10 protein-coding genes are annotated in these 12,275 nt (G+C 47.4%); 6 read left to right on the plus strand and 4 right to left on the minus strand.

Features of this window, described 5'->3' with window-relative positions:
- Positions 1 to 11: 11 nt before the first annotated feature.
- Together BRW63_RS13420 and BRW63_RS13425 are read right to left on the minus strand one after the other, a co-directional pair.
- On the minus strand, positions 12 to 1,016 hold the full coding sequence (locus tag BRW63_RS13420; RefSeq protein ID WP_073071908.1) for an amino acid ABC transporter permease: 1,005 nt from the start codon (positions 1,014 to 1,016) through the stop codon (positions 12 to 14).
- A complete protein-coding gene (locus BRW63_RS13425) occupies positions 1,016 to 1,927 on the minus strand; it encodes an amino acid ABC transporter permease (protein ID WP_073071910.1) in 912 nt (303 codons plus the stop codon). Before BRW63_RS13425 ends, BRW63_RS13420 begins: the two co-directional genes overlap by 1 nt.
- 194 nt (positions 1,928 to 2,121) lie before the next feature.
- Between BRW63_RS13425 and BRW63_RS13430 the strand changes: the two genes are divergently transcribed.
- Positions 2,122 to 3,321: a glycosyltransferase gene (locus BRW63_RS13430; protein WP_073071912.1), complete on the plus strand. Its 1,200-nt coding sequence runs from the start codon at positions 2,122 to 2,124 to the stop codon at positions 3,319 to 3,321.
- A gap of 25 nt (positions 3,322 to 3,346) precedes the next feature.
- On the opposite strand, the gene BRW63_RS13435 is transcribed toward BRW63_RS13430, so the two are convergent.
- Positions 3,347 to 3,949, minus strand: coding sequence for a Uma2 family endonuclease (locus BRW63_RS13435; protein ID WP_073071914.1), 603 nt, complete (start codon positions 3,947 to 3,949; stop codon positions 3,347 to 3,349).
- A 57-nt stretch (positions 3,950 to 4,006) separates the two neighbouring features.
- Here BRW63_RS13435 and BRW63_RS13440 point away from each other — a divergent pair, with 57 nt between their 5' ends.
- Positions 4,007 to 4,831, plus strand: a complete 825-nt coding sequence (locus tag BRW63_RS13440; RefSeq protein ID WP_073071916.1) for an aminotransferase class IV — start codon at positions 4,007 to 4,009, stop codon at positions 4,829 to 4,831.
- 64 nt (positions 4,832 to 4,895) lie between these two features.
- Positions 4,896 to 6,734, plus strand: coding sequence for an ATP-dependent zinc metalloprotease FtsH3 (ftsH3, locus tag BRW63_RS13445; protein ID WP_073071918.1), 1,839 nt, complete (start codon positions 4,896 to 4,898; stop codon positions 6,732 to 6,734).
- 88 nt (positions 6,735 to 6,822) lie between these two features.
- On the opposite strand, the gene BRW63_RS13450 is transcribed toward ftsH3, so the two are convergent.
- A complete protein-coding gene (locus BRW63_RS13450) occupies positions 6,823 to 7,278 on the minus strand; it encodes a hypothetical protein (RefSeq protein WP_219898488.1) in 456 nt (151 codons plus the stop codon).
- A 453-nt stretch (positions 7,279 to 7,731) separates the two neighbouring features.
- Here BRW63_RS13450 and metH point away from each other — a divergent pair, with 453 nt between their 5' ends.
- The 3 genes from metH (at position 7,732) to BRW63_RS28930 (ending at position 12,187) form a co-directional block, all read left to right on the plus strand.
- Positions 7,732 to 11,301, plus strand: a complete 3,570-nt coding sequence (metH, locus tag BRW63_RS13455; RefSeq protein ID WP_073071920.1) for a methionine synthase — start codon at positions 7,732 to 7,734, stop codon at positions 11,299 to 11,301.
- An 84-nt stretch (positions 11,302 to 11,385) separates the two neighbouring features.
- On the plus strand, positions 11,386 to 11,982 hold the full coding sequence (locus tag BRW63_RS13460; RefSeq protein ID WP_073071922.1) for a Uma2 family endonuclease: 597 nt from the start codon (positions 11,386 to 11,388) through the stop codon (positions 11,980 to 11,982).
- Between the two features lie 22 nt (positions 11,983 to 12,004).
- Positions 12,005 to 12,187, plus strand: a complete 183-nt coding sequence (locus BRW63_RS28930; RefSeq protein WP_073071924.1) for a hypothetical protein — start codon at positions 12,005 to 12,007, stop codon at positions 12,185 to 12,187.
- Positions 12,188 to 12,275: the final 88 nt, after the last annotated feature.

Genomic DNA, 12,275 nt, shown 5'->3' on the forward strand with positions numbered 1-12,275 from the left:
AGATTAAGGATCTAGGTGTTCTTTTGCTCTAGTTTGCGGCTTACTTGTGACATCGTGTAACAAAACATCCAGTAGATTAAACCAATAAACAAATAGACTTCTGCATAACGTCCTAAAAACTGAGGTTGCGCCAATATAGAACGGGTAATGCCCGTTAGTTCAACCAAGGCAAACAATGAGAGTAATGACGTATCTTTGAATAGCGAGATGAATTGACCGACAATTGCAGGAATCACAGTTCTTAACGCTTGCGGCAACACAATCAACAACAAAGATAAAGGCGTGTTTAATCCCAATGCTTTAGCGGCCTCGATCTGACCTCGTGGAATGGACTGCAATCCACCCCGCACATTTTCTGCAAGGTAGGCAGCGTTAAAGAGAACTAATCCAGCGATCGCTCTGACCAATCGATCGAGTTGCACCTGACCCGGCAGCACTAGAGGCAGCATCACCAGTGCCATAAACAAAATTCCGATCAGTGGCAACCCGCGAATTAGTTCAATATAAATCGTACAAAAACCTCGCAAAACCGGGAGAGCGCTCTGTCTTCCTAATGCTAATAAGATTCCTAGAGGAAACGCTAAAGCAATGCTAATGCTTGCCGCTAATAACGTGAGTAATAATCCATTCCATAAATTAGTTCCAACCGGAGTGAGAATAAATCCGCCTCCGATCAGCCATAAGATAATTAAAAAAGAAACGGGAATGATAATCGCTAAAAATCGTCTTTGTTTAGGGTTGAGAATTCCATTCGCGATCGTGCCTACAACGATCGCCAACGCCAGCCACAATCGCCAAATCTGATCGGTTGGATACCGTCCCACAAAAAACAACGGCAAATTGGATGTGACAACCTCCCATTGCGCTTTGTTGAATGCCCAGTTAATTACTCCATAGCCAACCCAGATCGAGAGAGCGAGACAGACGATCGACAGCAGACTGTTATACCAGGTGTTAAAAAGATTTTTGCGAAGCCAACCGATCGGGGAGTTTTGAGTTTTGGGTTTTGAGTTCATCAGCGTTCTATGATTTGGACTGAACGATTATAGAGATTCATTAGAGAAGAAATCACAAGGCTGATCGTGAGATAGGTTGCACAAATGAGAATCATGACTTCGACAGCCCGACCTGTTTGATTAAACGTTGTGGATGCGATCGCGTATAAGTCAGGATAACCAACGGCGATCGCTAAACTCGAATTTTTTGCCAAGTTCAAATACTGATTAGACAACGGCGGAATAATCGCTCGCAGCGCTTGCGGAAAAACCACCAATCGCATCAGCAATCCGGGTTTGAGTCCGAGCGATCGGGCCGCCTCCCACTGTCCTTTAGGCACCGATTGAATGCCCCCGCGCACAATCTCGGCAATAAACGTCCCGGTGTAAATGGTTAGCCCAGCCAGCAGTGCCGAAAATTCTGGTGAAAGCTGTAGCCCAAACAACCCCACTCCGCGATTACTAAAGTTAATGAATCCTAAAGAGATGGCATCTTCGGGTTTGGGCAAACTCAGAAATACTGCAAAATACCAGAAAAAAAGCTGCAAGAGTAAAGGCGTATTTCGTAGCCCTTCTACATAAATCGTCGCCAGCTTTTGCACAAGCCAGTTATCAGACAGACGGGCAATTCCAGCCGTGACCCCGATCGCCGTTGCGATGACAATTCCTGCAATAATCACCCGCAAAGAGTTGAGTAACCCAACTAACAAAGCCAGATTGTAGCTATCAGAGGGCTTGTAGGCGAAGGGAATATCTCCGATCGTAAACCCAGCTTGCGATCGCAAAAAATTAAACCCAAACTGAATGCCCAGTTGCCGCAGATTACGAGTGAGATTATTTCCTAAAAATGCGAGGGAGGACACGATCAAGACGACGGCGATCGCTTGTCCTGCAAACCGCCAAAATCGAATATTTCGCCAAAAAGGAGTCATTCTTTAGCGTCAAGAGAAGTGATCAACTCAGCTTAATGCTTTATAGGTGCGATGGCGCAAAGCACTAACAGATTTCTGCTATGACATTAGAGAAGTCAATCAACTAGCTGCTACTTTGATTAAAGCTAGAAAAATCTAATGCCTAAAAAAGCATCGACCCTTAATTTCAACCATTCCAACGATCGGTTCTAATTATGAATCTGAGTTTCTGCATCATTGTCAAAAATGAAGAGGCAGCGTTGCCCCAATGTCTCGCGAGTGTGCGTGATGTCGTTGACGAAATGGTTGTGTTAGACACTGGATCAACAGATAACACGATCGCGATCGCGCAATCTTTCAACGCTCACGTCTATTCTTTTGAATGGTGTAATGATTTCTCAGCCGCCCGCAACGAATCTCTTAAATATGTGCAGGGCGACTGGGTTTTAGTGTTAGATGCTGACGAAGTGTTAGTGCCAGAGATCATTCCTGAACTTCGGCAAGCCATTTGCAGTCCGCATCATCTTCTGGTTAATCTCGTCCGTCAAGAAGTTGGAGCCGCTCAGTCACCTTACTCGCTGGTGTCTCGGTTGTTTCGTCGCCATCGAGATATTCATTTCACTCGCCCCTATCACGCAATGGTAGACGACAGCGTTGAAGCGATCGTGCGCCACGAACCCGGCTGGCAAATCGGCTACTTACCCGATGTCGCAATTTTGCACTATGGCTATCAGGCAAGCGCGATCGCTGCCCGTGACAAATTTGCTAAAGCCCGCACCATCATGGAAGGCTTTCTGGCAAATCATCCCACCGATCCTTATGTGTGCAGCAAGTTAGGCGCACTGTATGTTGAAATGGGAGCGAAAACGCGAGGGTTACGATTATTAGAATGGGGACTGCAATCGATTCAAAATCAGTCTCAGATCGAGGCTCCGATTCTGTATGAATTGCATTATCATCTGGGTTGTGTTTATGGCGAACAAAATTCACTTCAAGCAGAGCAACACTATCAGTTAGCGGTTCAACAATCGATTTTGCCTAAACTAAAATTAGGTGCCATCAATAATTGGGGAAATTTGCTCAAAGAAAAAGGCGATTTAGTCGGTGCAAAAGCTTTATATGAGCAAGCGTTAGAAATCGATCCAGCGTTGGCGATCGCTCACAACAATCTCGGCATCACCTTAAAAGCTCTCGGACAGTTTGGAGACGCGATCGCTCATTACCAAACCGCGATCGACTTGCAGCCCAATTACGCCGAAGCCCATCAAAACCTCGGTGTGGTTTTCTTAAAAGTGGGTCGTGTTAGCGAAAGCTTGGCGGCCTTTGGACAAGCGATCGCGCTGCACGAACAAACGGGATCATCAGAAGGCGATCGACTCAGAAAAGGACTCCGAGAAATGGGATTTGAATTGTGATCAGAGATAAATTTGTAGTCTGCTTCTACCAAATCTTCGCCATTTGCAGAATAAATCCTGGTAATTCTGGATCACCACTCACCGATTCTGGATGCTGTAAAACTTTAGGCGATCGCAGGGGACGATAAAGATGAACGGTCTGATTTTTGCGATCGATTAAAAACCCCAGCATTGCCCCATTCTCAATATATTCCTGCATTTTGTTTTGCAAACTTTTTAGAGTGTCGCTAGACGATCGCAGTTCAATCACAAAATCAGGACAGATCGGCGCAAACGAGGCTTTTTGTTTGTCGGTGAGGGCATTCCAGCGATCGGACTTAATCCAGGAAGCATCGGGCGATCGAATGGCTCCGTTGGGTAGAGTGAAGCCTGCACTAGAGTCAAAGGCTTCTCCCGTGCCGTCTTGATCTGCCCAATTCGTCACTTGTTGGGTCAGCCTGGTATTACGATTGCCCGTATCTGAAAAGGCTGGCGGCATAATAATCACTTCCCCATTCACAGACAACTCAAGTCGCAGCTCAGAATTCAGTTGACACAATTCATAGAATTGCTCGTGAGTCGTTTTTCCCATAGAAGGGAGATGAACTGTCAGAGGAATGGATTCAGATTGAATGAGCAGCGTGGTCATTGTGCTCTTGGGTTGAGAAATTAGTAGCCTTAATTCTAGTATTACTTCAGTAAAACTGTGGAAAAGCTTGTTTTTTGGTATGACGGCCACCTGATCAGAGGGCAAAAGCTGGAACTGGCGATCGACGATCCCGCTTTAATTTATGGAGCCACCGTCTTTACGACTCTGCGTGTTTACCAATCGCTCGATCATCCGCTTACAAGTTGGACAGAACATCTCACTCGACTGCGATCGAGCTTAGAAGCCTTTCACTGGTCACAGCCCGACTGGGAGCGAACTCACCAAGGGGCAACATTGTTAGCCACCCAATTTCCAGTCCTCAAAATTGTGATTTTTCCTGATGGGCGCGAGTGGATTACGGGGCGATTTTTGCCGCAAGACTTAGCCCAACGACAGCAAAACGGAATTGTTGCGTGGGTCGCAGATTCTCACTTGCAGCGATCGCTCCCCAACCACAAAACCGGAAATTATCTCGCGCCTTGGCTGGCACTCCAACAAGCCCAGAGAGCAGGCGCACAAGAAGCTATTCTCACTGACGACACAGGCAACTGGCTCGAAACCAGCACTGGAAATTTGTGGGGTTGGCGAAACGGATCTTGGTGGACACCTCCCCTAAAGGCAGGAATTCTCCCCGGAATTTTGAGAAATCACCTCATCCACAAACTGAGATGGCAGAATGAAGAAGTAATTGAGAAATCCTGGAATGCTGAGTTGATCGAGACATTTGAGGCGATCGCTTACACCAATTGCGTGATGGAAGTGATTCCAATTCACACAATTCTGAGAGATGCTGACTCACTGCTCTATGACCCAGCCCACCTGAGTTTTCAGAGATTGCGAGGGCTTTTCTTCACCTCACCCCTCAGAAGATTCTCAGAGTGAGTTAATATTAATTAACATTAAAAAACTGAGAATATCATCCCTAACGCTAGGAGGACTATCACTGGTGAATAAACGCTGGAGAAACGCAGGACTGTACGCGCTCCTGGCAATTGTTGTCATTGCATTGGCAACCGCATTTTTTGACAAACAGCCTGCCCCAGGCACCACTTGGCGCTATAGCCAATTTGTCCAAGAAGTTCAAAGTAATAAAGTTGAGAAAGTCAGCATCAGTGCCGATCGCAGCATCGCACGGGCGCAGCTTCAAGATGGCACTTATGTTCGGGTCAATTTACCCAGCGACCCCGACCTAATCAATATCTTGATTAAGAATAATGTTGATATCTCAGTGCTGCCTCAACAAGATGAAAGCTTCTGGCTGAGAGCGTTGAGTAGTCTATTCTTTCCCGTTTTGCTGCTGGTGGGTCTATTCTTCCTACTGCGTCGTGCCCAAAACGGGCCGGGCAACCAGGCAATGAACTTTGGCAAATCAAAAGCCAGAGTGCAGATGGAGCCACAAACCCAAGTTACGTTTGGCGATGTCGCAGGCATTGACCAGGCAAAACTAGAACTCAATGAAGTTGTAGACTTCTTGAAAAACGCCGATCGCTTTACCGCAGTCGGTGCCAAGATTCCTAAAGGCGTTCTGCTCGTCGGGCCTCCTGGAACGGGTAAAACCCTTCTAGCAAGAGCCGTTGCGGGTGAAGCGGGCGTTCCCTTTTTCTCAATCTCTGGTTCTGAGTTTGTTGAAATGTTTGTCGGCGTGGGTGCGTCCCGCGTCCGTGACTTATTTGAGCAAGCCAAAACCAACGCGCCTTGCATCGTCTTCATTGATGAAATTGATGCCGTCGGTCGCCAACGGGGTGCTGGCTTAGGCGGCGGCAACGATGAGCGAGAGCAAACCCTCAACCAGTTGCTGACCGAGATGGATGGTTTCGAGGGCAACACCGGAATCATTATCATCGCAGCCACCAACCGTCCTGATGTCTTGGATGCGGCGCTCCTTCGTCCCGGTCGTTTTGACCGTCAAGTCGTCGTCGATCGCCCCGATTATGCAGGTCGCCTCGAAATTCTCAACGTTCACTCTCGCGGCAAAACGCTGTCAAAAGACGTTGACCTTGAGAAAATTGCGCGTCGAACTCCTGGCTTCACAGGTGCTGATCTCGCTAACCTGCTCAACGAAGCCGCAATTCTAGCCGCTCGTCGCAATCTGACCGAAATTTCGATGGATGAAGTTAACGATGCGATCGATCGCGTCTTGGCCGGCCCTGAGAAGAAAGATCGCGTCATGAGCGAAAAGCGCAAAGAGCTAGTCGCTTACCACGAAGCAGGTCACGCATTAGTCGGTGCTTTGATGCCCGATTACGATCCGGTGCAGAAAATCAGCATTATTCCTCGTGGTCGTGCGGGTGGTTTGACCTGGTTTACGCCTAGCGAAGACCGCATGGATTCTGGCTTATACTCCCGCTCTTATCTGCAAAACCAGATGGCAGTGGCTCTGGGCGGTCGGTTGGCCGAAGAACTCGTCTATGGCGAAGAAGAAGTGACGACTGGCGCTTCTAATGACCTTCAGCAAGTGGCACGAGTTGCTCGTCAGATGGTGACTCGCTTTGGGATGAGCGATCGCCTCGGCCCTGTCGCGTTGGGTCGTCAGCAAGGCAACATGTTTATGGGGCGCGATATCGCTGCTGAACGTGACTTTTCTGATGAAACGGCTGCCACGATCGATGACGAAGTGCGGAGCTTGGTCGAGCAAGCTTATCGTCGCTGTAAGCAAGTTTTAGTCGAAAACCGTCACATCTTAAATCAGCTAGCAGAACTGCTGGTTGAGAAAGAAACGGTAGACGCTGAAGAACTGCAAGAATTGTTGGCAAGCAACGATGTCAAGATGGCCTCGATCGCTTAACCGCATTCCTCTCTAATTATCGTGAAGGCAGTCCAGAACTTAATTCTGGGCTGCTTTTTTAATTCAGCCGATCGCATCTTTAAGGAAATTACCCAATAAACTGACTGACGAAATTAAGATAACCTTGCCGTCCGCCCTTTTGTGTCCAGAGTTTGATCGAAGATTGAATTCGTTTTAGGCAAGCCACGATCGTATCAACTTCGACCGTCGGAGGTGCTTTAGCAATGCCTTTAGGGTTAGCTATGGTTGCCCGACCTAAGCGCCATTCACACATCTGCTGTACCGACTCCATAACCTTTCTGCTAACGCCTCGAATAGGACGAGAACTAATCGATTTTCCTTGTGCTTCTGCACCATAAATTCGGACTAGGGCTTCGAGTGCGGTCGCAACTTCTGCATCAATCAGATCAGGGTTTTCTTTATAGATCTGGATGATGCCAGATTCGATGTTTTGTAGCACGTCTTCGTATTCTTCTTCGATCGCCATCAGATCTCCCTCCCAAATTGACTCTGCGAGAGTTTTGGCGTTGCTGAATGCAAACATGAATTGCCCCTCTAGCCCCCCAAGTTTGAGGGGAAGCAGAATTTTAAAGTCCCCCAAAATTGGGGAATTTAGGGGGCGAAAGGATTCAGCCTTGATAGACAGATTCATACTTGCATTCAGCAACGCCAGAATTTTTAACTAAGAAACTTGTTTAAGACTACCAAGTATTTTTTGATTTACTGCCGTAAGTTCCTTTGATCGCTTTTAGCAACTTTTTGATCGTCACATTGCCCAATTTTAATAACCGATACGGCGGTTCCAACTCCTTTGATCCAGAATCCTTATCTTCTGGGCTGCCTCTGACAGAGGAGATGTGTCAAAGTGGAAATATATAGAAATCGTAAAATATGGCGATCGTCGCTTCCCCTGCTGGAAGTCCTTATTCACAATACAAAAGAGTCAGGATTTTGTCAGCACGCTATTTGAGTTCTTTACTTCGTCTTTAGTTGCCTTATGAACAGTGCTTTTCTCACTCGTCTTCACAGCCCCGATCGTCCTGTGCTTGTTTTTGATGGCGCAATGGGCACCAATTTACAAGTGCAAGATCTCACCGCCGCCGACTTTGGCGGAGCCGACTATGAAGGCTGTAACGAATATCTGGTACACACCAAACCAGAGGCAGTTGAGAAAGTTCACCGAGATTTTCTGGCAGCCGGGGCGGATGTGATTGAGACCGATACTTTCGGCAGCAGTTCTTTTGTGTTGGCTGAATATGACTTGGCGGATCAAGCCTACTCTCTCAGCAAAACCGCCGCAGAATTAGCAAGACGAGTCGCCGATGAGTTTTCAACTCCAGAGAAACCTCGCTTTGTCGCTGGCTCGATCGGTCCTGGCACCAAACTTCCCACATTGGGCAACATCGACTATGACACGCTCAAAGCCGCCTTTGCAGAACAGGCAGAAGGCTTGTATGACGGGGGCGTAGACCTCTTTCTCGTCGAGACGTGTCAAGATGTGCTGCAAATCAAAGCGGCGTTAAACGGCATCGAACAAGTGTTTAAGAAAAAGGGCGATCGTCGTCCTTTAATGGTGTCGGTGACGATGGAAATTCAGGGCACGATGTTGGTGGGATCTGATATTAGTGCGGTGTTGTCTATTCTGGAGCCATATCCGATCGACATTCTCGGATTGAATTGTGCAACGGGGCCCGATCGCATGGCAGAACACATTAAATATCTGTCGGCTCATTCGCCATTCATCGTCTCTTGTATTCCCAATGCGGGGCTTCCTGAAAACGTCGGTGGACACGCTCACTATAAACTAACGCCAATGGAATTGAGAATGGCGCTAGGTCACTTTGTTGAAGATCTGGGAGTGCAAGTCATTGGAGGTTGCTGTGGCACTCGCCCCGATCATATTCAACAGTTGGCAGAGGTCGCGTTAACGCTGAAACCCAAAGAGCGCCAGGTTCGCAGCAATGGACAAGTGGCGGCGCGTCCGGTTCTACACTATGTGCCTTCGGCGGCTTCAATTTATAGCGCCCAGCCTTACGAGCAAGATAATTCGTTTTTGATTATTGGCGAACGGTTGAATGCTAGTGGCTCTAAAAAGTGTCGCGACTTACTGAATGCAGAAGATTGGGATGGCTTGGTAGCGTTGGCACGATCGCAGGTCAAAGAAGGAGCACACATCCTTGATGTCAACGTCGATTATGTCGGACGCGACGGCGTGAAAGATATGCACGAGTTGGTGTCTCGACTCGTGACGAACGTCAATCTCCCACTGATGCTCGACTCGACCGAATGGGAAAAAATGGAAGCCGGACTGAAAGTTGCCGGGGGCAAATGTCTGCTCAACTCCACCAACTATGAAGACGGAGAAGAACGCTTTCTGAAAGTGCTAGAACTCGCCAAAGAATATGGGGCGGGTGTGGTGATTGGCACGATCGACGAAGACGGCATGGCACGAACGGCTGAAAAGAAATTCGCGATCGCGCAACGTGCCTATCGTCAAGCCGTTGAGTTTGGCATTCCATCTTACGAGATTTTTTTTGATACGTTAGCGTTGCCGATTTCAACCGGGATTGAGGAAGATCGGGCGAATGGGAAGGCAACGATCGAGTCCATTCGGATGATTCGCGAACATCTGCCGGGATGTCACATTACCCTCGGCGTTTCTAACATCTCGTTTGGCTTAAATGCGGCGGCGCGACAGGTGTTGAACTCGACGTTTTTGCACGAAGCCACTCAGGTGGGAATGGATAGCGCGATTATCAGTGCTGCCAAGATTTTGCCGATGGCGAAGATTGCCCCAGAGCATCAAGAAATCTGTCGCAAACTGATTTACGATCAGCGGCAATTTGACGGTGATATTTGTGTCTACGATCCGCTTGGAGAATTGACGACGGTGTTTGAAGGCGCAACAACAAAGCGCGATCGTAGCGAAGATGCCAAACTTCCGATCGAAGAACGCCTCAAGCGCCACATCATTGATGGTGAGCGCATCGGACTCGAAGACGCGCTCAAAGTTGCGTTAGAAAAATATCCGCCTTTGGAGATTATCAACGTCTACTTGCTAGACGGGATGAAAACAGTCGGTGAATTATTCGGGTCGGGTCAGATGCAACTGCCGTTTGTGCTGCAATCTGCTGAGACGATGAAGTCTGCGGTCGCTTTCTTAGAGCCGCTGATGGAGAAAAAAGAAGCCGGACAGTCGAAAGGTGTAATGCTAATTGCTACTGTCAAAGGTGACGTTCACGACATCGGCAAAAATCTGGTAGACATCATTCTTACCAACAATGGCTATAAAGTGATCAACCTGGGAATTAAACAGTCCGTAGACAAGATTATTGATGCTTACATGGAACACAAAGCCGATTGCATTGCGATGAGCGGCTTACTCGTAAAGTCAACGGCTTTCATGAAAGATAACCTGGCAGTCTTCAACGAAAAAGGGATCACAGTTCCGGTGATTTTGGGAGGTGCAGCGCTAACGCCAAAATTTGTCTATGAGGATTGTCAAAAAACCTACAACGGTCGAGTGGTTTACGGTAAAGATGCCTTCTCTGATCTCCACTTCATGGATAAATTCATGCCCGCTAAGAACAACGGCGAGTGGAATGATCTAAAAGGTTTCTTAAATGAAGCATTAGCAGCCGATTTAACAGAAACTGTAACAGACGAGCAAACGGTAGATGTAACGGATGCCGAAACTGTTTCTGAAGTGTTGCCGGAAGATTTAACCCGATCGGAGTCGATCGATCCCAACATTCCCCGCCCCACACCTCCCTTTTGGGGCACCAAAATTCTGCAACCGTCTGACCTTCCCTGGCAAGAACTCTTCTGGCATCTAGACCTGCAGGCACTGATCGCCGGACAGTGGCAGTTCCGCAAACCACGAGAACAGACTCGCGAAGACTACGACCAATTTCTAGCAGAAAAAGTCTACCCGATTCTAGACATCTGGAAACACCGCATTGTTGAGGAAAACTTGCTGCATCCTCAAGCGATTTACGGCTACTTCCCCTGTCAGTCAGAAGGTAACTCGCTGCACCTCTATGACCCGAACACACTCGATATATCGGCTCCTGTTGCGACGTTTAACTTTCCTCGGCAGCGATCGCTGCGTCGCTATTGCATTTCCGACTTCTTCGCCTCTAAAGAGTCGGGGCAAATCGATGTCTTTCCCATGCAAGCGGTGACAATGGGTGAAGTCGCAACCCAATTCGCAAAGACGCTGTTTGAGGCGGATAACTACACCGATTATCTCTACTTCCACGGCATGGCGGTTTCGATGGCAGAAGCCCTTGCTGAATGGGTTCACGCTCAAATTCGCCGCGAGTTGGGCTTTGGCGACGCAGACTCCGACAACATCCGCGATATCTTGGCACAACGCTATCAGGGTTCTCGCTATAGTTTCGGCTATCCGGCGTGTCCCAACATTCACGACCAATATAAGCTGCTAGAACTGTTGGGCAGCGATCGCTTAAATCTGCACATGGATGAGAGTGAACAACTCTATCCAGAACAATCGACAACAGCGATCATCGCCTACCATCCTGCGGCGAAATACTTCAGCGCATAGGATTCAACTTATAAAACTGGTTAGGCGAGATGTGAGCAATTGCATCTCGCTTATTATTTAAGTAGTCGATCGTGAGTGATTGCCATGCAAGCCACAGAAGTCAAAAAACGCTACACCCCAGAAGAGTACCTTACTCTCGAAGAAAAAGCTGAATTCAAAAGTGAATACCACGATGGAGAAATTATCCCGATGACAGGCGGATCTTTGAATCACAACCGAATCATCTTGTCAGTTGCTGCATTCCTGAAATATGCTCTGCGGGGTAAAGGCTATGAGCCGTTTAGTAGCGATGTTCGTTTATGGATTCCTAAGCATCGCAGGTTCACGTATCCCGATGTGATGGTGATTCAGGGTGAGCCTGTGCTTTACGAAAATCGTACTGATACTGTTCTCAATCCTCGATCGATTGTCGAAGTATTATCTAAATCAACACAAGAGTATGATCAGAACGAGAAATTTAGGTACTATCGATCGATTCCTGAACTACAAGAATATGTATTAATCAATCAATACCAATTAGAGATTCAGCAATACACTAAAACAGAAGACAACCTCTGGATTTATCGCGTGTACGAATCGACGGAAGACATCGTAAAGTTTGCCTCAATTGATGTTGAAATGAACGTCGCTGAAATTTATGAGGGTGTGTCTTTTGAAGAAGTCATTGCATCAGAGTCGTAACGCTTTTTGGGCATAAATCTTTATGATTCCAGCAATTCTTAATCAGTCAGAGTTAAGTTTTGAAATGTTTGTTGATCGCTACCTAGAGAACGATCGCTATGAATTGATCGATGGAGAATTAATTGACTTGGAACCTACGGGACTTCATGAACAAGTAACAGGATTCGTGATCATGATTCATCAATTAGTAAATGGGGAATATTAGAGTCAGCAGTTTCGAGGGAGCGATCGATTAGTTTCTCCAACATTCTCAGAATTGCAAATAGCAGCAGCGCAAATTTTTGCGGCAGGAG

The organism is Phormidesmis priestleyi ULC007, assembly GCF_001895925.1.
Lineage (GTDB): Bacteria > Cyanobacteriota > Cyanobacteriia > Leptolyngbyales > Leptolyngbyaceae > Phormidesmis_A > Phormidesmis_A priestleyi_A.